Origin of the sequence: Agathobaculum massiliense (genome assembly GCF_900291975.1) — a bacterium.
Lineage (GTDB): Bacteria > Bacillota > Clostridia > Oscillospirales > Butyricicoccaceae > Agathobaculum > Agathobaculum ammoniilyticum.
Map to the genome: position 1 here is coordinate 1,545,692 of NZ_OMPN01000001.1, position 23,978 is coordinate 1,569,669.

The following is a 23,978-nucleotide window of genomic DNA, read 5'->3' on the forward strand; positions in this document are numbered from 1 at the left end:
TGCTTCAACCTCCTGTAAGTGTATCTTTCGCTACTTTTACGCAGTACCGTCCGGTTTTGCAAACCAACAAAGCCGAACGGTACTACCGTATGCTTTTGCACCAAACTACCGTCCGGCTTTGCCCAAAGTACCGTATCCGTTTTTCAGGGCTTGGAGCGGTTTGCAGCCGTATCTTTCCCGAAATTCCGGCCGGAAAGATAAGCCGCGGCCTCGTGATACGGCAGCACCATGATCTCCGTACAGCCCCTGCCGTCCGGCACGGTGTCCAAGATCAGGCTCACGGTGAACTGGTCGTCGTCCTCGAACAGCACGCCCTTGAGGGCGTTGGTCACGGCCTTCCATTCGCGGTTATCCGGGTCGTAGACGCTGCCGCCCCTCCGGTCCGTGTGCTCCGTGATGGCCACGAACGCGTGCCGGTACCACGGCAGCACGCCGCCGCGCCCGCGCCACTGGCGAAGCAGCTCCAACAGGCTGTTCTCGATGTATCCAGTCGTCCGCCGCCGTGCGTTCTGCAGCAGCGTGTCCAGCCGGATCGCCGTCCAGCCCTCCCGCGTTACCGAGACCGTCCCCGTGAGGGCGGGAGCGCGCGGCGCGAGCCGCAGCGGTTTTCCCTGCCTGCCTTTCTCCAGCAGCCCGCCGAACGTGCGGCGGGCGGTGAGCACCGCGGTCTCCGCCGCGCACAGGGCTTCATCCGCCGTCCGGCTGCGTTCCGGCGCGTCCGGCGGGAGCTGTTCCAGCTCCCGCGCAAGATGGTATGCCTCCTGCAAATAGAAACTGGGGGTGTGTTCATTCGTCATATTCGGTATCCTCGTATTCGTCATAGTCGGTATCCTCCTGATCTGTGTCTGTCATTCCTGCCGCCCAGTCTGCGCGCTGCCGCCGGAGCCGTTCCAGCTCCTGCCGCTCCCGTATGCGCTCGATGTCCCGCGGGTCGGTGGTGATGAGTTCCAGCTCCCGTTCAGACGCGATGATATCCACGCCCAGCCGGTTGCGGCCCGCGCAGAGCAGCGCCTGCCCGCGCGTAAACTCCGCGTGCATCTGCATCTCTTCATCGGTAAGATGGTAATGCTGCTGGATGAGCGCCGCCTCCTCCGGCTCGGTCATCAGGGCGAACTTGATGCGCGCATTGTTGAGCAGCGCCTTGCCGTACTTGCCGTTCTCCAGCGCAAAGAAGTCCTCCAGGTCCTGCGACGCGCCGATGGCCGCCGCACCGTACCCGCGGACGGTCTTGAACAGCTCAAGGACGAACCCAGCCGCCTCGGGGTTGGAGCCCGCGCCGATGAGCGACCAGATCTCGTCCAAAATAATGATCTTCTGCTCGCTGCGCGAGCGCTTGCAGTAGTCCAGACAGATATCCGCCGCCAGCAGGGTGCCGAAAGCGAGCAGGTCTTTGCCAATGTCCGAGATATCCAGCACGATGTATTTGTTGCCCATGTCGATGTTGGTCTCCCCGCCGAGGTTTGCCGCAGAGCCGTTTACGAACCGGCTCAATACAGACGCCAGCGGTTTTGTTTCCTCCTGCTCCATCAGCAGGTCATAAAAGTCCCTTGGCGTGGGCTGCCGTCTGGGCTGCCCGTCCTCATCCAGCAGGCTGTCGTTATCCCGCGTGACGCCGAACCGCCCATATAAACGGATAAGGGCAACATCCAGCCTGCCCATATCCTCCTCGGTGAGGCTGCGGCGCAGCAGGGAGAAGTAGATGTGCAGCCGGCTGATCTTGTCCGCGAGCAGCGAATCCCCGCGCGTCTCCGTCCGCTCCAGCTCCGCGTCCACATCCAACGAAGTCCGCCGGATCTCCATGAAGTTGATGCAGTCCGTGGAGGATGGCGCGAGCCTGATGTACAGCCCGCCGATCGCCTCGCACGCGGCGCGGTATTCGTGGCCCTTGTACGGGGCGATGAGGAAGACCTGCCTGCCCTGCTGGCGGTACCGCATGGCGATAAGCTGCAAAAGGAAGGTCTTGCCCGCGCCGGACATGCCCAGCCCGACCACGTTGGCGTTGCTGTAGCGGTCGCTGTCAAAGATATCGAGCATACAGACCGAACGGCTGCGCCGGTCCCTGCCGATGAGGATGCCGTTCTGCTCGCAGAGCTCCATGGAGTAGAACGGGAACGCGCCCGCCACGCCGGACAGCAGCGCGTTGCGCCGCGCCTTGCGTGCGATCTCCGGCGCAACAGACACCACCGGTAAAAATGAATGGAACGCCTGCTCCTCCTCGTAGTCACAGCGCTTGCAGATGATGTCCTGCGAGGAACAGAACCGCTCCACCTCGGAGAGCCGCACCTCCAGCCGTTCGGGTGTGTCCGCCGTGACCTCTAGCAGGGTGTACATATCGTAGTAGTCCTCGTTCGCCCGGTTCATCTGGGACTTGATGTACTGCCCGGCATAGATGGCGCTGTCCATCTGCTCATAGTCCGCGCGGGTATCGTCCACGTCCCGCATCCGGCTGCGGCTCCACATCGTGGAGTTCGCCACCTTGGGCAATATCTTTTCCCGCGGCTGCCGGTGCAGGGTGACGGAGAGCGAGATCCCGTCCCCCAGCCCCACGAGCGCCGCCAGCCAGCCGCCGCGCACCAGGCTGCGGTAGCCGTAGCCCGCGATGTACAGATAGGCGTGGTACACTCCGTCCAGTTCGATGCAGTCCCGCGCGGTGAAGTCCGCCGAGGCGGGGCAGATCAGGTCCATCACGCCGGTGGGCTTGTATTTTTCGGTCTTTGCACCGCGTTTTTTCCGGCCACATTTTGGTTGGGCAGTCGTTTCTTCGTCTGTTGTCTCCACACCTTCGTTTTCCTGCCTCGCAGCGGCTCCCTCTGCCGCAGCAGCTTCAGCCGCGTCCGCTTCCGCTTTTTCCTCTGCCGCAGCAGACGCGAAGCAGTCCTCCAGCATAAAGCGGAAGCCTACCGGCAGGCGGATGTTCCGGCTGGTCCCCTTGCACAGCATCCCGAAGACCGTCTCCACCATCTGGTTGTCTATATACTGCGGCTCCACTACCGTGAGCCCGCAGCGGGCGAGGTACCCCTTTGCCGTGGCCGCAACGCGGTACAGCTCCGTGTATGGGCCTGGCCCCATGTCCGCTTCATACTGGTACGCGATGAAGAAACGGGTCGTGAAGGCGCCGTCCTGCACCATGCTGCGCACCTGCCGGATATTATCCTCGATGCACTGCCGGCACAAGGGGGCTGTTTCCCGTTCCCAAAATTCCTGCATCCGTCTGGTGTAGTGCTCCACATCCACGGGCTGGGACAGGCACAGGAGCTGTATCCGGCTGGGCGCGATGCGCAACCAGGCGGCAAAGCAGCTGATGATGCGCTCCCGCTCCGCTGTGTTCTGCAGGAAGAAGTTCATAGGCAGTACCTCGAACAGCCCGACCATCCTGCCGTCCCGTGTACGGATCACGCCCTGATCGATATCCGCGATGGGCAGGCTGCCCTGCAGGTCCTTATCTGCGGGCGCGAGGCTTTGCGCCGCGCCGGCCTGCGCGCCGAAGATGATCTCTTTTACGTTCATATTTGATAATACCTCCTTTGTTCAGTGCGATGCGGCGGTTTTTCCGCCAGCGGATATAGGTGATAAGGAACCGCGACAGCGGCTCGTCCCGAATGCCTGCCAGTGCAAAGCCGCAGACCGGCACCAGCAGGCAAAGCGAGATAATCAGCTTTACCGTCATGGAAAACGGGGTGAGGTTCGCGATCAGGGTGCATAGCCCCACCGTGGGGGCGGCGAGCACCGCCGCCTCGATGCAGTTGCGCAGCTCGAACAGGCCGAGCACACGGCCCGCGTCCGTGAAATTCACGGGGATATAGTAAATGTCTTCATTTGGATGCATCCTGACCACCTTCCGCTTTTTCCATTACAACATCAAATAATCTCTCGCGCTCACATTGGAAGTCCCGCAATGCAATGGCGGTATTTTGAATACGGCTGTGCAATATAGCTTCCAGAGCGCATAATATCCGCTCTCTGCTCCCTGGCGTGAGGGAAAATTCCGTCCGCTCGATACAGTTGATCCGCTGTACTGTAATGCCGGACTGTGCAGATAATTCACGAAGCGTTATGCCGTGTCTGATACGAAAAAGCCTTATGCGCAGCACATGTCCGTCTGAATATGGGTTCATGATTCTATCTCCTCCTCTCATCCCAGCACCCAGAACGGCCCGCCGGCCGCGGCGCCTTTGTTGCATTCCGCGAGGAACACGCCAAGGTCCCATTCCTTCTGGCTGCGCTCATAACTGGCGCAGTCCGCGACCAGGATCTTGCCGCTGTCCGTGACGCCCCGCAGCACGATGAAATGTCCCCCGCGGGTGAAATGCCCCGCGGACATGATCGCGATCACGAGCTTGCCGTCCTGCAGGGCCTTTACCAGCTCGGTCCCGCTCCGGCCGGCGCCGCGGCAGGGGACGTTGTAATGCGCCGCCCCGTCCGGGATCAGGCTGTGGTAGCTCCCGCTGCCTTCGCAGCGGTGGCCCGTTTTTACGGACCAGTCACAGACCTCCGGCGGCGTGACGATGGTATCCGTTAGCGTGGATACGCAGATGGCAAGCGACGTTGGCCCGCAGCCCGCCCCCGCGATCGTATTGGTCTGGCCGTACATCAGCCCACCCCAGCGGGGATCGTACTGGCTGAAATACACGACGTCCCTGGAATTACCCCTGCCGGTGAACACCACATCGGAGAAATCCATACCCGCTGTGTTGTCCACAGACCCGCCCGGCGCACTGTATTCCGCGTCGCAGATGGTATTGTAAATGACCTCCGCCCACATGCGCTGCTGCCCGTCCATGCCCAGCTTGTCCATGAGTTCGGCAGGCGTCATGTCTGAGATCACCAGCACATAGCCGATAAAATCCCCCTCCGCGTCATACTCCGCTTCGAGGTCATATTGGAGCTTGGCCTGCATGGTCCGGACGATCTTCGCCTCGTCTATCGTCATCACGTCCTGTTCGCTGTACACCGAGGTAATGGCGATCATCCAGTAATCGTTCGTGTTGCCGAGCCGCTTCTCGATGCGGATAAAGCCCAGATCCTCCGGCAGGAGCGATACGAACAGGTCTACCGCCTGCTGCTCCAGCGTGCGCTGCCGCTTCCATGCGGCGGTGAGCTCCTCCGCATGGGCGGTCATCTCCTGGATATCCGGAGACGACACGCTGGGCGCGCCGAACAGGCTGCACGGCACGGCGGCGAGCAGGAGCAGGGGCAGGCAAAGGCCGATGAGGAGCAGGGCCAGCACTGCTTTGCGCAGTACAGGCGCGGCGGCGGCCGCTGCTGCGCCGTGGACGCCTCCCACCCATACCGCCTGCGCGATCCGTGCTGCAGCGGCTGCGGTGTGGCTGTGATTATTTCTTTCTCCTGCGTTTTCTATTGCGGGTTCCTCCTCCCTTTGGTGTTTCCGGCGCCGCTTTACTTTTCAGCGGCTGTGCGCTGCGCCGTAGGGTACGGGGCTGGACGGCAGGCGGCGTTACCATATCCGGCGTGCGGACGCCCGGGGTGACGTCCGGATGGGATGCCGTATCTGGGCGCTCCGGTTTTTGTTCCCGTTTTGCTGGGGTAACTGTAGGGCAGCGGTCTGCGGGTGTAGCGTCCGGCTGCAGCTTTGCGGCTGGCTGCGCGTATGCCTGCGGCGGTGCGGCCGGTGTCACAGCTGCCACCTGTGCGGGCGTGACCTGTGCCGCCGCCTGTGCAGATGTCTTGTGCGGTGCAGACGGCGTCACCCGGGCAGGGGACGGAGCCCCCTGTTGTGCCGCAGGAGCCTCCTGACGCCTTGCTGGAGAGACAACGTTCCCCGTTGCCGGTCGTGCTTCCCGCAGCGGCGCTTCCCTGGCCGGTGAAATGTGGGCTTTATCTGCGTGTCTGGACGCCATGCTGCCTGCGGCAGCGGCAGCACTGGCAACCGGCGCCGCCGTTTGCTGTTCCTGTGGCGCCCCTCCGGCCGCTATGGGCGGGGAAATCGGCATCTCGCGGGCAGCGGGATGCACCGCCGACTGCTCCTGTACCGTGCCTGCGGCCGTTATGGGCGTCGGCACACTGGTTGCCTGTGCCGACGCTGCCGTAACGGATGCAGCTCCATGTACGCGGCTTTCCCGTGGTACATTGTCTGCAGGTGCAGCAACTTGTGAAGGAACCGCCCCCTTTCCCGTTGGGGGTATCCTGCCGGAAGGGGTGGATGGATTCGCCGGCATAACGCGCGCGGCCGTTGACCGTGACGCAAGCTGCGCCGCGTGAGCATCTGTGCCCTGCTTTGCCTGCTGCGGCAAGGGCGGCATCACTGGGCTGATTTTTCCTGCCTGCTGGGCAGGTTCTGTTTTCCTGCCTCCATACTCCGGCGCCGAATCACCGTGTCCCTGCGCAGTCTCTCTGCCGGAGAGAGCATGAAACGCCTGTTCCGGCGGCTGCGGTGTAACAGGGGAGACCATATGGCTGGCCTGTCCATCCTCTGTGCGCTGCGGCATGACCGGCGGCAACTTGCCGTCTGTCTGCAGCGGGCTCATGCGGCCGAAATTCTCCGTAAGCGGGCGCTTCGGCGGCGCCGGCGGCGTCACCCTGCCGCCCGCTTCGGAGATGGTTTCGGCGGCGCTGCTGTTTTTCTCCACATGGCTGCTGATATGGCTTTCACCATCAAAGTCATCCGCGTCGATGGAGACCGTCCTGCGCACCTGCCGCATCATCTCCGTATTGTCCGCACCGTACCGGCGGCGGAAGGCCTCCAATTCCTGCGCGGCCCGCATACCCGAGCCCGCACCGCGGGTCGCAGCCGTCCCACCTGCCGCTGTCCGGCTGCGGATGCTTTCCTTCCGGCTGTCTGACAGCCTGCCGCTGGAAACCGGTCCCCCTGTACCGTTCTTCCCCATACCGCCCCAGAGCGGGCCTTCCCGCGGCGGAGGGCTGAAGGTATTGCTGTGTCCGGCAGGCGGTGTGTGTTTCGCCGCCGTGCGCGTCACGACGGACGCGATGCTGCGCAGGGCCATGGCCGTGAGCGCGCCGGGGAAGCGCGCACCCAGCGGGTCCCCGGTGAGAGCGGGGTTCAGGCCGATGCGCAGGATAACGCCGTCCATCTTCTTCGCCATACGGACAATGCCAACCACGAGCATCGCCCACGGGATGACCGCCGCGCCGTTCGGGTCTGTGGAGAGCGCGGACAGCACCAGCTTGACGAACACCAGATTGAACACCATGAGTACGCACATGCTGGCGAACATCCGCAGCCAGCCGCGGAAGATATCGCCCGTGCTTTTCGACCCGCCCATCGCAAAGGCCAGCGGCGCGCAGTAGGTCAGGACACAGAGGATAACGTACCGCTCCGCGACCTCGAAGAACAGCCGGATAAGCTGCCACTGGATGACGATGTTTACCACGATGACGATGAGCCAGCCCGCGTTGGGGAGCGTATCAAAGGTTTCCTCCCCGAACGGGTCAAAGGTGACGGCGTCCGGCACCTGCAGCATCTCCATGACCGTGGCGGACAGGCCAAAGCCAATCGCGCAGATCTGCCGGCTGGCGAGCAGCAAAAAGGAGAATATCGCGCTGCGCAGGAACAGCCGCCCCGGCTCTTCCGCCTCGATGCCGACGCCCGAGGCCATGGAACGCATCGCCTGATACGCCAGGTTGCCGATGAGCAGCGCCCAGCCCACCGCTACGAAGATGTTCGCGATATCGTCTATGACCGGCACGCGCTCCGCGAAGTAGGACAGGTCTACAGTGAACAGCTCCATGAGCTGGTCCAGCAAATATTCCACCATCTCATACCACAGTGACGCCAGCCATTCAAACAGGGCTTTTACTAACTTTTCGAGAATTTCAGGTTCCCTCCCTTCCAGTAAAACAAAAAAACGGCGCCGCATCAGGGAAAATGTGATGCGGCGCCGCTAACAGAAAAGACGCTTCAGTAACAGAAGCGTCTTTATCTTATTCAGTTGTTATCCTCATGTTTTTTCTTTCCTGTCCCTGCAACTTCTTCGATCATCCCTGTAACCACGGTATTAAGCTGTGCTGCATTTTGTGAAGAGATAACAGGCCTTCCGGTTTCCGCCTCAAGAGCTTTTTTGGCTATTCCGGCTACGTTACCGCCACGGCGGGCAACCTCTACATTTTCTGCAAAAGTTTCCGGCTTGGCCTCTTTGGAAATATCCTTTGTTGAGGTTTCTGCAAGCATATTCAGGATAATTTCCGTTGTCGTCATATTATCCCGCAGATTTTCCTTTTTCAGACCCTTCAGCTTTTTATACTGCCGCGTCGTCATACCAGACCATGCACGGGTGATCTCGTCTGTAAGTATTGCATACTCAACACCCTTTTGCACACCGCGATCCTGCCATTCGTCTGTAAGCTCTTTGCGGACCTGGATCGCCTGCAGCCGTTGGTTGATCCATTCTCTGGAATACCCCTTTTTCAGGTAGGTCTCAAGCGCACGGTCTATGATGAGTTCCGGATCTATGGTTTCTTCGATCCGCTCCCGTCCGACTTCTGCAAGCCACAGTTTGAACGGCTCTGCTTTGGGAGAGGGGATCGATTGGATGATGCGCAGCAATTGTTCGGTGTTTGCAGCAAGCGTTTTGCGGAGCTTTCCTGTCGCGGTTCGCATGGCTATCTGGGGACAATTTGTCCCCAGGTACGTACCCAGCTGCGCATCTCGCTTACGCATCTTTTTTAAATAATCAGTGGGATTTACGCTGTCCGTCAGAATCGCAACAACATCAACGACAGAAAAGTACCATTCCTCTTTTTCCTCGTCCCATACCGTTCGGATCTCCTTGTTATCGAAAAGTTGCATCTTATCACGTTCCATTAGAGATATCCTCCTCAAAATAACATCATTTTACCAAGGATCAAGCCGTTTTTCAAGCGTCCAACAGAGGTTGGGCTGTATTTTGCATATTACTTTTGCTCTTGCGAATATAGCAGAATTATCCTATAATAATGTCATAATTTATGGAGGCAGCTGCAATGAAGATCAAGTCCTCTACCGTCCTTCGAAATGGCTATAATACGATCTCTACTCTCGCGCACGAAAACCAGGAGCCGATCTATATCACCAAAAACGGGGAAGGCGATATCGTCCTGATGAGCGTAGATGCATTGGAAAACCGTGAACAAGTTCTAAAGCACCGTGCGGCTATCCTTGAAGCGGAATTCTCCAGGCTCAGCGGCGAACCCACCTATTCGGTTGATGAAGTCCGCAAAATGCTGAAGGAGAAGTATCGCAATGCCTGACACACACAGCTAGTGATCCTTACCCCTGCATGGGAGGATATTGACCGTATCTCGGATCTGCATTTGATGCTGGTTGGGTCGAGATCCGCAGAAGAGATCACGGACAGACTGCTTGATACCATCTCACTTCTTGCAGAGCAGCCATACATGGGTGCTCTGCATCCGGATGCTTTTTTAGCGCAGCATCAGTATCGAAAGCTGATCTGCGGCAATTATGTCTGCATCTACAAAGTAATCGGCCAAACGGTCTATGTATACCGTATCGTAGACGGCCGGACGGATTATCCGAAGCTGCTGCGATAACGGTCATTCCAGCGTCGCCAGCCCGTCAAAAAGCGGGCGGACGTAGGCGATGAACGCGCCGATGCCGTTGATGATGACCCAGGCGAGCCAGACTCTTTTGAGCCACTCCCACGCGCTGTCAGCCTTTTGCTGCGTGCCGCTCATTTTGGCGCCGATGACCGCCACCGCGCTCATCAGGCCGGCGAGTACGGTTGAAATGGCGGCGATCTTGGAATACACGTCCTTGATGATGCGGTCCGCCGCCGTCCACATGTCTTCCACAGCAAAAGCCTGCGGGATCAGGACCGCGGCGATGACAGGCAGCACCAGCGCGATACGGTAAAATAAGAAGGCGCGTTCTATCCATCCGAGGGCGGGACGCGCCTTTTGCAGTTTATTTTGATTCAATGGGAAATTCCTCCTTTGGTTGACTGGCCTGTACAGCCCTGCTATAATAGGCAAAGCAATACAAGGTAAGAGGTGTGATGAAAATGGCATGGACCGATGGTAATCTGGCAAGCGCGCTTACCGAGCTGGAGGCCGCTGAACGCCGGCTGGAAGCAGGGGAGCGCAGCCGCGACCTGAAGCAGGCCGCGCAGCACGCATACAATAGCGCCTATGTCAACGAAAATCCCGCGCAGGCGGAATGGCGGCGCGAGATCCTGGAGCGGGCGCAGCATGTGATAGATGCATGCCTGAAGCAGTAAGGGAGACCACGGTCTCCCTTTTTGCTGCCCTTTTCCATCAGACCTGGTTTGCCGCACTGATGATATCCCAAAACGCCCAGTGCGAGGCAGGCACATCCGCAAATCTGGTCTGGATAGACTGCACACGCAGCGGCCGGCTGGTCACACGGTTAATGAGCTTGGCCGCTTCCGCACGGGTGATGGACGCGTCCGGTCTGAACATCCCGTCCTTATAACCGTCGATCCAGCCGTGCATCTGGCCGTATGCCACCGCATCATGTGTCTCCCCATAACTGGGGACATCTGGAAACGCCATCGTGCCGGCCGCCACCCGTGGGGATCCGCTCAGGCGGTACAGCCACACGGCCAGCTCCGCACAGGAAATGGGCGCGTCCGGCCGGAAATACGGCGCGGTCTCTACCCCTGCATCATAGAATGCATCCACTTCGTGGGCGTACCAGCCGTTTACCGGCACATCCGCCGTGCCGCAGGCCGGATAGTCTATCAGGCTGGAGTAGTTGGTTAGCCGTGCAAGCATCACGGCCGCTTCCGCGCGGGTCAGGGTGTCCTCCGGACAGAACCGGTAGTTTCCCATACCTTCAAAATACGGCGCGGTGATACCGCTGCGCAAATACAATGTGCCGCTGCTTTCGCGTACCGCACAGGCACTGAGCTGCACATCGTCACGGATATTGCTTACTGTTATCTTGAGGACGCCCTGATTGGACAGAGACATAGGGTATGACTTGCCCCCAACTCTAATACTGCTGTCCTCATCAACATGGGCAGTCTCCTGCCGGCTGCCCACGCGCAGCGTGACGGTATCCAGCGTATAACCTTTGTCCGGCGAAACCGTATACGTCGCCGAGCCGCCGTCGTTCACACCCGTGCGGGAGGCCGATACGGTACAATTCGGTGTCTTGCCGATAGTGATCGAATGATCGTAGTAAGTGGTCAGCTTAGAGGCAGTAGCAGAGACCTTGACCGGTGCATAAACATCATCCACACACAGAATAACATCCTCGCCGCTCTGCTGCAGTTGGTAGTCTATTCCATCCACACTAATCTCGTCCTCGTCCGCATCCACCGTACGGCTGGTGCCGTCCACGGAAAGCGTGATACGGCTGAGGCGGTAGTTTGTCTTGGCCGAAATGGTAAAGCGCACATCCGTACCCTTGGGAACCGTGCTGCCGCAATCCCTGTCAATGTCCACGCCCGTGCCTTCCGAGGTGGTAATAGGGATGTGCTCTTCGTCCAGCTCGGAGATAAAGTACGCCTCCATATCGGTTTGCACATCGGTAAGGCACAGCGTCACGCGGCCGCCGTCCCTGTCTATGCGGTACACCTTGCCGCCCAGCCAGATACGGCCCTCAGATACATATCCCGCAGCGGACTGCACTCCATCGTCCAGCCGTATCTCGGTGATCTCATAGCCGCGTCCGGCATCTGCAATAATGTTTGCATCGTTCCCGCGCCGCACCTTGACACGGCTTCTGTCCACGTCCACGCCCTTATCGCCGCTGACGCGGACGGTGAGCGGCTGTTCGCCCTGCTTACCGTTGCTGAAAAAGTGGATGCCAAGGCTTTCTCCTGCGGTCAGCATCATCGTAACCTTGCCGCCCGTCACGGAAAACGGATAGGTTTTATCCCCGATCTGGACAGCACCATCGGCCAGATCGGCCGTGTTTGCCTGTCCCGCATCCGTGCGCATCACCTGTACTCGGGTGATCTCGGCTTCTCCAGATGGCGCGGCGGTGATCGTAACCGTCTTGCCGATGCCGTATGTCCCCCCGCCGCTGGCCTCGATGCCGCTGTCTGCGCTTACATCCATGTGGCAGGAGACCGCTTCCACGGATGCTGATAAAACAAGATCTCCTGTACAGTTGCCCGGCACCGTGACGGTTATCTCCCGTCCGCTATGGCGGAGCGGCAGCACCATGCCGCCCACTATAAGCTGTGCGGGCTTGTCCTGAACCGTGGTGTTTACGGTCTGCCCATCATAATAGGCGGTGACTACTGCAAGCCGGTACCCGTCCAGTGGAGTAAAGGTGACGTCCCTCACCACGCCGGTCTCCCACATGTTGACGCCGACCGCGCTGGACGTATAGCCTGTACCCGCCTTGACTTCGACGCGGTGCATACCGCCCGCGGCATAGGACTGCGGGATGACCGTCGCCGCTATCAGCCACAACGCCAGCAGTAAAATCGGGATGCGCAGTTTCTTTATGGTCATGTTTTTCGCTCTCCTTTCCCTGTAAAAAGGGCCGGTATGAACAGAACGTCATACCGGCTCATGCCAATATTATAAGGTCTGGTCTGAAATGAGATAAGCGGCGGTCCTTTCAAATGCGGGCGAGCTTTCCTCCGCCTGTATATCCGGTATGGCGCGCCACAGGCGGTCCACCCGGGCGACGCCGCCCAGATCAGTGTAGACCACCAGCTGCTCCATCCCGACTTTGTCATTTTCCAACCGCAGATGGACTGCATATCGGGTCTCGTTGATCTGCAGCGGCTGGGTGTACTGGATCAGGTCGAATTCGCTCGCATCTGCCCAGTGGTACAGCTCACTCTCGGCCAGTTCGCGCACTGTGCCGTATTCGCCCAGCTGGACAGCAGCGCTGTTCAGCACCAGCTCCGCGCTGACCGATGTGAGTTCATCCGTTCCGGCAGACGGCTCCTCGCCCGTATCAAGTGCATACAGGGCGGCCGTACCTCCTGACGCGAGTTCCACATCACGCCGCACCAGCGGCACATCCTGTACCGTCTCATTCTCTGCGTCATCCCATCCCTCCAAACCTGTCTGTTCCATCTGTATAAATACCGCCGTATCCGTATCGGGTACCTCCATTTTTGCTTTGTCGTCCGCACAGCCTGTGGGCAGGAGCAGCAGCCCCGCCGCACAGGCAGCGATTATATTGCGGAATTTCATTGTATCACTCCTCTATCGAATTTCCTGTCCGATCACGCAGAACCGGTAAGCCGGTTCGTTTGCGATACAGGTGAGCATGGTGATCTGGTTGCCTGCCGTAGGGTTCAGCACGTCCGTATCCGTTGCAAGGATGCGTCCGGCAAAGGTAACGCGGTAGGTGCGGGCGCCGAGCGAGGTCTTATAAGTGACGACATCCCCGACCTGCACATATTTCAGGTTACCGAAATACGGCCACGAACCGCGGTTATGGTAGAGTAGGGAAGCACCGCCTTACTGCATTCCTGCGGCAGGTTTGCGCCACCCTCTCACGAAACCGTGCGTACACCTCTCGATGTACACGGCTTCCCCTCATTACTCCGTCTTGCAAAACTTTTTTCCATGAATCAGCTTGTGGCAGCTTTCACATACCACCATCGTTTTACGCCGCTTGGCAATCATGATTTGCTCCCAGGGTTCTTTACCCTGTAGATCCTTTACCTTGCGGACATGGTGGATTTCGTAATGTTCTGCGTCAGTTGCACCGCATAACTCACAGATTTTTGCGGCCAGACGTTTCTCAAAAGTTGTCGTAGTATACGCAAAGCGCACGGTAGCTTTTGAGATATTGTCGGTGAAGCTCATTGCATCTTTGCAGTCACCGTATTTGGCAAAATAGCAGCGTTTTCGTCCGCTCTTTGTCTCATATGGTATGCCCCAACCGCCTAATCCGTCCTTGTACATATTCCTGATTTTCCCGGTTTTGCATTTGTGCTTTCCTGCAAGGGTTTTCAAGCAGCTATATTCCATTAAATACGCAAAATAATCCAATTTCCCGAAATTACTCGCTATAGAATAGTAGTTGCATATTCCCCTGAGTTCCGCATTGTAGGCAGACACGATTTCCAGGTCAGTACACCGCAGCAAGGTTTTTCGGCGTTCCGGTTTTATCCTGCCGTCCTCCGTCTGACGTATCACTTTATGTTCAAACAGAAAAGGCATGATTTTTTCATTCAATGGCACGCAGAGCTCCACCATACCATTCAGCGTTCGTTTGGCACGTTTTCCTGGCCCTCCACGTTTGATTTTCCCGTCACGCCTGACCCGCACATCATAGTTCAAAAATCTGGCGTATTGATTGCTGTGGGTAATAAGCGTCTTTTCCTCACTAAGTTCCATTTTCAGCGTTCCCGCGATAAACTCTGATAGCTGGTGTTTGATTTGCGCACAGTCTTCTTTGCTGCCATTCACACCAATCAGAAAGTCATCCGCATAGCGCACATATTTCAGCTTCTTATCCGTCTGCGATTTACAGGGCGTTTTAATCAGCTCTTTGCGTAGTGTTTCCCGTCGACGTAAAAGTTCGGCCTTTTCATCATCTTCAGCGGTTTTAAGCCTTTTGCGGATATATTCCAGTTTACTGGAAATCTTCTGATATTCCGGTGTAAACTTTCTTTCTTTGGGTTTGTCAAAGTCCTTGGCAAGATTGACAACGAACTTATCCAGTTCATGTAAGTAGATGTTTGCAAAAATCGGCGAGCAGATTCCGCCTTGCGGCGTTCCGCTGTACGTCATGTGATACCGCCAATCTTCACAATATCCTGCTTTCAACATTTTCCAAATCAATTTGATGAGACGTGCATCTTTGATTTTATTGTTAATGATACCTACTAATACTGAATGGTTTATGTTGTCAAAACAGCCTTTGATATCTCCCTCTACAAACCAGCGGATGCCGTTAAAGCCCTTCTTGATGGACTTTAGAGCCGTATGGCAGCTCCGATTAGGGCGAAAACCATGCGAGCAGTCCAAAAATACTGGCTCGTACACTGCTTCCAATATCATTCGCAGAACCTCTTGAATCAGCTTGTCCGTAAAGGTAGGGATTCCCAAGGGGCGCATTTTACCGTTTGCTTTTTGAATATAAGTACGGCGGGCCGGGTGCGGCATATATGTTTCATCCGAAAGCATTTGAATGATTCGCTCAATCTTCGCCTGGCTGAAACCGTCCGCCGTGTCCCCATTTACCCCTTGGGTAGACGCTCCATTATTTGCGTATAGGTTTTGATTCGCCTGATAGTACAGGTCTGGACGAAGCATATATCGGTATAACCGTGTAAAAACCTCGTCCTTGTTCCTTGCAGAGTTTTGTTTGACATTCTCCAAAATCTCCATTGTTGGTTTCATTGTGAGGTGTTCCTCCCTAATCGCCGTCGATTTTGGCACGTAATGACTGCCGCCCTTCGCCGTGTAAGGGGTATTATCCCTCTCGTTGACTACTATGGCGGCTCCGTTGCCTTGCAGGATATTCAGACACTAAATGTCATAGCCGTTGCTCACCTCCCTGTGGCGTTCCTGTTTAGGCAATCCCCAGTTAGCATAGTTAGTTGGTATGCGGATTGTCGGATATGCTTTCGCTTCTTTACCACTGGCTCTCCAGCAGGTTTCATGAGTTGTTCGACAACCGTCCGTACTGCGGTCAATTACAGACGTACTCATGTCAGAGGTTTCAGGCACTTTCCTCTGTTCGGAACTAACGAAAACTCGAAGCTCACAATAACAAATCCAGTTCTATCCTCGTATCCGCTTGACATTGCGGTTCAGTCGTGCCAAATTGCCTTTAGGCAACTTACCGCTTTCCTGCCGTGCTATGTTCCCGTATTAGCTTTCGCCTTTCGGTTAAGCAGGTTGTCTCCCGTGTTGTCTTACGGGGTAGTACCATTTTTTCTACTTCTAACTACACCCTATCTGGGCGCACGCCGCACAGTGCGACGTTGCCGTTCCAGACGCTCGTCCCGTCCACATGGCCGGCGCCCTTTTTCATACTCTCATAGGTGGCGCCAGGGTAGACATAGGCGAAAATGCCGCGGCTGCCGATGGACACCGCACCGAAATGCCCGTTCGTGGTGACAAGCTGGCTTTGGGCAGTGTAGCCGCCGCTCATGCCCTCCAGCCGGTTAAAGGACAGGCCTTCCAGACCGTTCAGCTTTTCATCCGCAGCGATCTGTTTTTCCACTGCGCTGCCCCACGGATCTATGTACGACCCGATGGGGATGACGGGCGAGCCGGCGCGCGGCGTGGTCTGTTCTGCGTCCATGCCCATGCTGTCCGACGGGACGACGATCGCAGCGCCGCCGTGATCATCCTTGCTGTCCAGATCCAGCGCATGGTTACTGGACGTTGGGGTGTAGAAGTGGTCGTCATAGAGGTCTGCGCTGTAATGGTACTCCAGCGCCGAGACAAACGGCAGGCTGAGTATCAGCAGACCGCAGGCCAGTGCGCCTCTGAAAGCGTATTTGATCGTTGTTTTCATCGAACTCATCTCCTTCTGCAAAAAAATCCCCATCTTTGAGGGATAAACCGCACGAAGCGGCTCTCTTGACAAAGACGGGGGATATGTTATAATAATGATAAGAAAGGGCGCTGCATAGCGGTTGACCCTTAGGCTAACTTAATGGATAAGCTAACCGCTTGGTGCCAGCCGAGCGGTTAGCGCACTTTTATGAGGAAAATATGTAGCAACAGGATTGCCCATATCAGAGTTCTTACGAACTTCTTCATAAAGCATCACTCCTTTCTCAAGGAGTGGCCAACCGCTGTTTTACAGCGCCCGGACAGTAATGCTGTCCAACTGCATTATATCATACCTGTTTATTTCCCGTCAATCCGGACGGCTCTGAGACCACCATCTTGACAAATTGAAGTGAAAACAGTATAATAAATACCAGTAAGACGGCTGCTTGGTGCGAACAAGCGGTCGTTCCTAATCAAGTTTAGAGCTTGAGGAAACGCCGCTCGGTTTACACTGGGCGGTTATTTCTTTCTATACATAAAGCATAGGCCGATGACGCCGACGATCAGCAACCCGAACTGAAACAGATCGGAGTAAGTAACCACGGTATCACCTCCGTTCGGAGGAACAACCTGCCGTCTTAACTGGCGGTCTGATTATATCACATCCCTTCGCTTTCCATCAATCCAAGCCGCTATAAGGCGGCTTTTGTCATATCCTCACCTGAAACGCGTAGTCGCTCCCTACAAAGGACTCTACGACATGGTGCTGTCCTTCGCCGCCGGTCTCGATAGCGATATCCCTGCCTACCAGCCGTCTGGCGAGCCGCCGGCGCAGGATGACCGTGTACTCGGTTTCCTCATGCCCCTGTAACGCTGAAAGCCGCAGCTTCGGCGTCCGTACCCGCACATACTGGCAGCTCACAACGTCATGGATGCGGCGTTCTTCATTATAGACGTAGACTCGGGCGGTATGCCAGCGGATATACCGCCAGATCAGCACCAGAATGAGCAAAACCGCCAGCCCTGCCGCGAAGGCGATTTGCAGCACTGTGATATCTGGATCCAGCCCCGGCAGGACCGGTATCTTACTGCCCGTATAGGTCACGGTGTAGACCACGCTCCCGATGCTGGTTTTCCCCACTTCGCCCCTGTAGGCTGCTGTGGCGCGGTATCCGTCCGCCACTTCGCGGGTCGTATAGGTGGTCTTACTGTAAGTTGCCGTTGCCGTCCAGACCGCGGGAACATCGGAATCCTCCACGTTTTTCGTTTCAGACCAGCTCAGGCCTGTCAGCGGCAGGGTCAGCCCGTCTGCCTGCACCGTCTCCGGCACAAGGCTGCGGTCATTGTAGGCCAGCTCATACGTTTTGGTGACCGTATGTGGGTGGCTGTCCGTGACCGTGCTGTATCCGGTCGCCTCCACCTGAATGCTCTGCACGTCCAGCAGCAGTTCGCCGGTGTAGCCGTCTTTGCTGTATGATCGTGTCGCTGGGAACTGGCCGATCACATCCGCCAGTTCTCCGGAGGGCGCGTCCACCGTGATTGTTTCCTGGACCGGCTGCGTGTCTGTCGTCTCCTGGTCTGCCTTGTCCATCCGCTGATAACGGTACCAGTAGCCGTCCTGAGAAAACGGTTCCTCGCGCAGCAAGGACGGGTCGATCTCCGGTAACAGTTCGAAGGTCTTAGTGAGTGTCGGCACTCCGTTGATCTCAACCAGTTCGGTGCTGACCGGCTCAAAACTTGCTTTGTCGCCGTCGAGCAGCACCTGTTCGCTTTCCTGTACTGCGCCCGCCGCTCCGATAAACAGCGCGGCGAGCAGCGGCATAATCAGCCTCCGCAGTTGTTTCCTTTCCATACGTTTGATCTCCTCGCAATCAAATATAAGGGAGCGGTTCCGTTTGAACCGCTCCACAGAATATCCGCCTGTTTACTTTTCCCGCCGCTCGATCCGGATCAGGCGGCCCGGCTTTTGACAGGGGCGGCTATGCTGAAGTGTGAATACCATATCCGGCTCCCGTTCAAAAAATCCTATATCCTGTTTCCAGCTCATGCCGCATTTGCAGTGCTGCAGGCCGATGAACTGCTGCTTCATTTTTCGCCCGCACCCAGGACAGATTTTGTTGCTTTTTCTCATTCTATCGCCTCAAGTACAAATTGCATTTGTGAACATAGATATTATAGCAGACGCCTGCAATCTCAGTAAAGCTGCATTAAATTGAAGAGAATCAGAATCCGGTCTGCGGCAGTGTGGGACTGGTATATGTGGGCGCGCGGTAGATTTTAGTCACCCATGCGCTGGCAGCGTTGTCCCACTCGCCCTGATACGAGCCGCCGCAATCCGCCCTGTTGATGATGTTATAACCATTCGCCATGTAATCCGGCACATAGACCAGCAGCGTCGCTTTCTCAGTCATTTTGAAGCCAGCCGGTACGGTGCCGAACTCAAAGCGGATATCGGTCACATATTCGCCGGCCGCCAGTTTGAGTGAGCCGCTGTCGATCTTGAACGAGTATGCGTTAGTCGAAAGCAGGTTATCTGCCAATGTCCGGTAATCATTCATGTTGGTCTTAAAGGTGATCTTATACCAGACGCGGGCATTGTAGGTACCGGTGGTCAGCGTGGCCGCGCGCACCGCGTCCGTGGGGATGCGGTCATGCCAGAAGAAGTTGTCCAGCGGCACATTCGAGTTATTCGCGATGTTCGTGAAGTCATACCGCATATTCGAGCCGGCGTCTACCGTGTAGTTGCCGGTCTTTTCAATGGTGGTCTGGATGTTTGCCGGGTCGTTGTACATCTCGATCTGCACCACATCGCCTTCCACCTTGAGCCTGGCCTCTACCTTTTCGTTGTTCAGCTGATAAAACCGCGGCGCCTGCACCTCCTGCACATAGTAGCGTCCCAGCGGGAGCGGGTTGGAGGCGGCAATCCCTCTGGAATCCGAGGTCATGGTATCCACCACACGGCCGGTATCGGCATTGTTGATTTCGAACACCGCGCCCTCAAGCAGACTGCCCTTGGGCTGGTTGGTTACGGGGTTGTCCTGCGCGGATTTCTTGACCACCTGGATCTGGCCGAGAATCGGGGTGTTCTCGATGACAAGCTCGGTCGTCTCGCCGCGCCGGACGCGGAGCGTGCGCACAGTATCGTCCAGCACATAGCCCTCCGCGGCGGCGATCTCCTCGACCTTGAGCTTGATTTCGCTCTTGCCGTCCGTAAGGATGTCGTCCAGCTCGATATAGCCGTCCTGATCCGTACTGTACTCGCCGATGAGGTTGTTGTCCTCATCCTTGATAAGGAACCGAACGCCGTAAATACCCTCGCCTGTCACGGCGTCGACCTTTTTAATGCGCACGCCGGCGAGCTTTTCATTTTCAAAGGTGACGGTCGCCAGCTCCCCGGACTTTACAATCACGTTCTGCGGGGTGGCGTTCAGCCGGTAGCCCTCCGGGCAGGAGACCTCGGTCACAACATAGACGCCGTCCTCCAGACCGGAAACCGTCACAAGGCCGGAGGAATCCGTGGTGTAAGTGCCGGCCATCTCGCCGTTTGCCTTTTCCACCGTGAATGTGCAGCCGTCCAGCGGCTGGTTTGTACCCTTGATTACCTTGCGGATCTGCAAACCGTATGCCTTTTTATTCGTGAATACCAGCTCCATGCTCCCGCCATCCTTGATCTCAAAAGTCTTGGGCGCGTCCTGCAGGATATAGCCGTCCGGCGCTTTGATCTCCGTCACGATGTAGCTACCCTCCGGCAGTCCGTCCAGTGTGATAACGCCGTTTGCGTCGGTTTCAGCTTCCCTGACAAACTCGCCGTTAGACTTGGTGATCTTAAACACGGCATTCTTGAGCGGCTGGCGGGTATCCCCGTCTATCTTCTTAATGGTGAAACCGCCCTTTTTCGTGTTGGTAAAAGTCACCTCATAGGTCTGGCCTGCGCGGATTTCCACGGTCTTGAGAGCCTCGTCGATGGCATAGCCATCCGGCGCGGAAACCTCCGTGATGATGTATGTGCCAGTATCCAGCTCAGGCAGGTGGATGACGCCGTCCGCATCAGTCGTAACGCTCTCACGCACAACCGAGCCGTCCCCGCGCGTGATCTTGAACACCGCGCCCTGCAGCGGCTTCTTCGTCTGGCTGTCGATCTTCCTGATCAGCAGGCCGGGCTTTTTGGTGTTCTCAAGCGTCAGGGTATAGGTTTTACCCTCCTCCAGTGAAACGGGGTGCGGGTTGCTGTCGATCAGATAGCCGCCCGGTGCGGTGATCTCAGTCACGATATAATCACCGGCTTCCAGACCCTCAATAAACGCCGTACCGTCCTCTCCGGTGATGACATCCTCCTTGACCATATCACCGTTTGCCTTTTTGAGCTGGAACACCGCGTCTTTCAGCGGCTTGCGCGTCTCCGCGTCTATCTTCTGGATCAGCAGGCCGGGGCGCCTGGTGTTCTCAACCGTCAGCTCGGTGTCCTTGGCCGTCGTGTGCTCGATCTCCAGCACCTCATCATTCAGGATGTACTCCTTCAAGGTTTTGGCTTCCTGCACCTTGTAAGTGCCTGCGGGCGCATTTTTAATCTCAATACGGCCATTTTCATCCGTGGTGTAATCGCCCAGCAGTATGCCATCCCGCCAGATCTTGAACTGTACGCCTGCCAGCGGCTCTTTCGTCTCACTGTCTATCTTCTTCACAATGAAGGATTTCTGCTCGACGTTATCCAGCGTCAGCACAAGGTCGCGGTCTGTGGTATGCTCGCCCTCCAGCACCTGTGTACTCAGTTCATAACCGGCAAGCGTGTGCCTTTCCACAAACTTATATGTGCCGGGGTCTGCATAGTCAATGGTGAACGTGCCGTCCGGTCCGGTCGTGAACATGCCGATGCTCCTGCCGTCCTTGAAGCCCTCAAATACAACGCCCTGCATGGGCTTTCCCGTATCAAGGTCGATCTTCTTTACGATAATATCCTTTTTGCGGGTGTTGGGGATGGTGAAGAACGTGGGGTATTCACTGTTGTTCTCGATGGTAAACGTCGTTTCGTTGAGGACATAGCGCGGGTCTGTCACGATCTCCTTTGCCTGATATGTCCCCGGCTCTGCATACGGGAGCCAGATGCGGCCATGCTCGTCCGTGGTGTAGTTGCCCAGCAGCCTGCCGTCCTTCCAGATCTCAAAGGTAACGCCCTGAATCGGCTCCCGTGTTTCCTCATCGATCTTGTAGATACCGAAGTGCTTCTTGATGGTATTCTGGAAAATCAGCGTGGGGATCTCGGCCTGATCTCTGGCAAGTTCGATGGTCTGTTCCGGCGCGTCCAGGTTGTAATGCTCCTTATCACCGTCCACCTCAACAACGCGGTATGTACCGGGCTGGAGGTTTTCGATCATCGCTTCGCCGTCCTGACCCGTGGTAACGGAGGTGAGCTTGGCGTCGTTGTAGTATACGTCAAACTTCCAGCCCTGCAGGGGGACCTTAGTGTCCTTGTCCTGCTTGATGATACGGATGGACAGCTTCTTCGTGTTCGGCACATTGACCTCGCGGACGATCTGCGTCGGGTCTGCGGAGGGGTCTATGTAGACCTCGTGTTCCACTTCGTCCTTCAGGTAGCCCTGCGGCGGCTCGACCTCGACCACCTGATAAAAGCCCTTGGGGAGGTTGTACACCTTGGCATAGCCGTTCACGTCTGTCTTGACGGTCTGCAGCACCTGGCCATCCCTGCGGATCTCAAAGGTAGCGCCGGCCAGCGGCTCCTTGCTGTCCTTGTCATACTTGTAAATTTCGATGCCGGGCAGCGGGGCATTTTGGAAAGACAGGGTAATATCGCGGGTATTGTCCCAGCTGAAAGTCTGGATATCCGCACCGTCTGTTGCAAAGCCCTCCGGCGCTGCGATCTCATACACCTCGAAAGAACCGGTGGGCAGGTCCCTGCCCTGGATGGTGAACTCGCCCAGCGCGTCCGTTACGTAGGTATTGACAAAATCGTTATCTATGCCCTTAACCTCAAACTTTGCGCCCATCAGGTTCCGCCCGTCCGCCGAACTGGTCTTATGCACCTTGAAAACGTGGTCATCACTGTTGGCCAGTGTCACTTCAACGGTTTTGCCGCCAGTGGAGCCAGTGTTTACCACTTTATCCGGCAGCAGGGTATAGCCCTCCGGTGCTTCGGTTTCCTTGATTGTGACATCAGTGTTAAGAGGAAGGTTTCGAAAGCGGACTTCTCCATTTCCATCTGTCGTCCCCTCTTTTTGTTCAGAACCATAAGCGATTTGGAATGTACAGCCCTTTAAGCCTGCGCCGTTTTCATCTGTTTTAAGTATTTTTAGGTCGACGCTTTGTGGTAATACCCCTTCAGAAGAAAACCCAATGTTTGCACTCAATTTCTGTACCGCCGGTTCTACCATGATAACCGGCTGCACACCTGAACTGGTTGTGCTGGCTGCGTACACATTATAACGGTCTGCATTCATGCTGACAAAGAGTTGGGTTTCCAGGGGCGTGCTGGCTTCATCCATCTGCTCCGCTGTGGCCTTGGGGATACAGAACAGGAAGGTTTCACCATAGGCTGTATCGTTGCCGTTCTTGTACAGGTCATTGTTTTTCTGCACATTCTTCAGCGTAAGGCGCTGCGCCCCGCTTTCGTCATAGCTCTTGTTGCCCTGGCTGTCCATGAGAAACGCACCGGACGGTACGTTGTCCGCACGGACGAAGATCTGATTGCCGCGCACGAACGTAGCGGACGCCGCCGCCATAGGCAGCACCATGTAGTCCTGTCCGTCTATTTCCTTTTCTGCAAATACACCAGAGTTTACAATACCCTGCGGCAAATCTACTGAGCCGGTCTTTTGTGCGGCGGGCGCGTACTCCGTGTTGCCGGGCGTGTAGTTGATGGTTGCGCCCACCCACGGCGCATGCCCTTTGCCATTTGGCCCCCATACGCCATAGAACTCGTTGCCGTATTTCAGCATTTCGATAGCGGCATAAAGGGTAAGCGCTTCCGAGGTGCTGCTGGCGCTGAGCGTTTTGCCGCTGGCACGGTAGCCCAGTGACGTGGAGCTGACGTAATTCACGCCGTAGCTGCTGTTAGCCGCGATCTGCGCATCTCCCAGCGCCGCCCACATGGCCGCCTGCGACGCACTGAAATACATATCCGCTGTAAAGTTTTCATTCGTAAGGGGGCTGCCCACCGTGGAAATGAATTCATTAAGCGACATGCGCGAATCACTGCGCACGGCCACTCCGTACACATGCATATCCGATATGCGGCTGGTGACGGTATACGGCATACCGCCCATGCCGGGGTTGCCCTTACTGTGGTCTGCGCAGTATGCGCGGATCTCCGTACCGTCTGACGCTTCCGTGAACATAGGCCAGACGTTGCGCGGCGCGCCGTTCTGCTGGAACCATGCCTTTTGCACGCCTCTGTCCGCGATAGTGTACACCTCGCCTACATTGATCTCAATGCTGGACGCCTCGTTGTCCTCCTCTGCCAGCGGTATGATCCCGCCGTCTGCCGCGCCGGAAAACGGCACGGTGGTAAACAGGGTAAGGACGGACAATGCGCCTGCGGTTACCCGTCTGAAAATATCCTTTATCATAGTTTGCCTCCTCGTATTGAAATAAAA

General features: G+C 56.7%; 18 protein-coding genes and 1 pseudogene. 3 read left to right on the forward strand and 16 right to left on the reverse strand.

From position 1 onward, the window contains the following. Positions 1-143: 143 nt before the first annotated feature. From DBQ51_RS07980 to DBQ51_RS08010, 7 genes are all read right to left on the reverse strand, one after another. Positions 144-821: a hypothetical protein gene (locus DBQ51_RS07980; RefSeq protein WP_147574223.1), complete on the reverse strand. Its 678-nt coding sequence runs from the start codon at positions 819-821 to the stop codon at positions 144-146. Continuing rightward, positions 787-3,507: a VirB4 family type IV secretion system protein gene (locus DBQ51_RS16860; protein ID WP_199855199.1), complete on the reverse strand. Its 2,721-nt coding sequence runs from the start codon at positions 3,505-3,507 to the stop codon at positions 787-789. The genes DBQ51_RS07980 and DBQ51_RS16860 overlap by 35 nt, the downstream gene beginning before the upstream one ends. Further along, the gene (locus DBQ51_RS07990; protein WP_107631232.1) at positions 3,440-3,826 is read right to left on the reverse strand and encodes a hypothetical protein; all 387 of its coding nucleotides are present in this window, start codon (positions 3,824-3,826) and stop codon (positions 3,440-3,442) included. Before DBQ51_RS07990 ends, DBQ51_RS16860 begins: the two co-directional genes overlap by 68 nt. Then, complete coding sequence (locus DBQ51_RS07995; protein ID WP_107631233.1) at positions 3,813-4,115, reverse strand: helix-turn-helix domain-containing protein; 303 nt, start codon at positions 4,113-4,115, stop codon at positions 3,813-3,815. The genes DBQ51_RS07990 and DBQ51_RS07995 overlap by 14 nt, the downstream gene beginning before the upstream one ends. A gap of 17 nt (positions 4,116-4,132) precedes the next feature. Further along, positions 4,133-5,284: a C39 family peptidase gene (locus DBQ51_RS08000; protein ID WP_107631234.1), complete on the reverse strand. Its 1,152-nt coding sequence runs from the start codon at positions 5,282-5,284 to the stop codon at positions 4,133-4,135. 49 nt (positions 5,285-5,333) lie between these two features. After that, positions 5,334-7,733 (reverse strand): hypothetical protein, encoded by a 2,400-nt coding sequence (locus DBQ51_RS08005; RefSeq protein ID WP_159068118.1) that lies wholly within the window; start codon positions 7,731-7,733, stop codon positions 5,334-5,336. Between the two features lie 170 nt (positions 7,734-7,903). Continuing rightward, positions 7,904-8,779, reverse strand: coding sequence for a BRO family protein (locus tag DBQ51_RS08010; RefSeq protein ID WP_107631236.1), 876 nt, complete (start codon positions 8,777-8,779; stop codon positions 7,904-7,906). A 158-nt stretch (positions 8,780-8,937) separates the two neighbouring features. On the opposite strand from DBQ51_RS08010, the gene DBQ51_RS08015 reads away from it, so the two are divergent. Together DBQ51_RS08015 and DBQ51_RS08020 are read left to right on the forward strand one after the other, a co-directional pair. After that, complete coding sequence (locus DBQ51_RS08015; protein ID WP_107631237.1) at positions 8,938-9,204, forward strand: type II toxin-antitoxin system Phd/YefM family antitoxin; 267 nt, start codon at positions 8,938-8,940, stop codon at positions 9,202-9,204. 12 nt (positions 9,205-9,216) lie between these two features. Further along, a complete protein-coding gene (locus DBQ51_RS08020) occupies positions 9,217-9,507 on the forward strand; it encodes a type II toxin-antitoxin system RelE/ParE family toxin (protein ID WP_242977867.1) in 291 nt (96 codons plus the stop codon). A gap of 3 nt (positions 9,508-9,510) precedes the next feature. Here DBQ51_RS08020 and DBQ51_RS08025 read toward each other — a convergent pair whose 3' ends face one another. Beyond that, positions 9,511-9,894, reverse strand: a complete 384-nt coding sequence (locus DBQ51_RS08025) for a hypothetical protein (protein WP_242977868.1) — start codon at positions 9,892-9,894, stop codon at positions 9,511-9,513. Between the two features lie 77 nt (positions 9,895-9,971). Between DBQ51_RS08025 and DBQ51_RS08030 the strand changes: the two genes are divergently transcribed. Continuing rightward, a complete protein-coding gene (locus DBQ51_RS08030; RefSeq protein WP_107631238.1) occupies positions 9,972-10,193 on the forward strand; it encodes a hypothetical protein in 222 nt (73 codons plus the stop codon). Between the two features lie 37 nt (positions 10,194-10,230). Here the strand turns inward: DBQ51_RS08030 and DBQ51_RS08035 are convergent, their stop codons facing one another. From DBQ51_RS08035 to DBQ51_RS08070, 8 genes and pseudogenes are all read right to left on the reverse strand, one after another. Continuing rightward, positions 10,231-12,405, reverse strand: a complete 2,175-nt coding sequence (locus DBQ51_RS08035; RefSeq protein ID WP_107631239.1) for an S-layer homology domain-containing protein — start codon at positions 12,403-12,405, stop codon at positions 10,231-10,233. Positions 12,406-12,474: 69 nt separating this feature from the next. Beyond that, complete coding sequence (locus DBQ51_RS08040) at positions 12,475-13,101, reverse strand: hypothetical protein (RefSeq protein WP_107631240.1); 627 nt, start codon at positions 13,099-13,101, stop codon at positions 12,475-12,477. Between the two features lie 12 nt (positions 13,102-13,113). Then, a pseudogene (locus DBQ51_RS08045) lies at positions 13,114-13,344 on the reverse strand (sortase domain-containing protein); the annotation flags it as partial. A gap of 108 nt (positions 13,345-13,452) precedes the next feature. Next, complete coding sequence (locus DBQ51_RS08050) at positions 13,453-15,264, reverse strand: reverse transcriptase/maturase family protein (RefSeq protein ID WP_107631242.1); 1,812 nt, start codon at positions 15,262-15,264, stop codon at positions 13,453-13,455. Between the two features lie 550 nt (positions 15,265-15,814). Beyond that, positions 15,815-16,390, reverse strand: coding sequence for a sortase family protein (locus tag DBQ51_RS08055; RefSeq protein ID WP_107631243.1), 576 nt, complete (start codon positions 16,388-16,390; stop codon positions 15,815-15,817). A 690-nt stretch (positions 16,391-17,080) separates the two neighbouring features. After that, entirely contained in the window at positions 17,081-18,223 is a 1,143-nt protein-coding gene (locus DBQ51_RS08060) for a hypothetical protein (RefSeq protein WP_107631244.1), read from the reverse strand. 72 nt (positions 18,224-18,295) lie between these two features. After that, entirely contained in the window at positions 18,296-18,460 is a 165-nt protein-coding gene (locus DBQ51_RS08065; RefSeq protein WP_242977870.1) for a hypothetical protein, read from the reverse strand. Positions 18,461-18,593: 133 nt separating this feature from the next. After that, a complete protein-coding gene (locus DBQ51_RS08070; RefSeq protein WP_107631246.1) occupies positions 18,594-23,951 on the reverse strand; it encodes a SpaA isopeptide-forming pilin-related protein in 5,358 nt (1,785 codons plus the stop codon). Between the last annotated feature and the right edge of the window lie 27 nt (positions 23,952-23,978).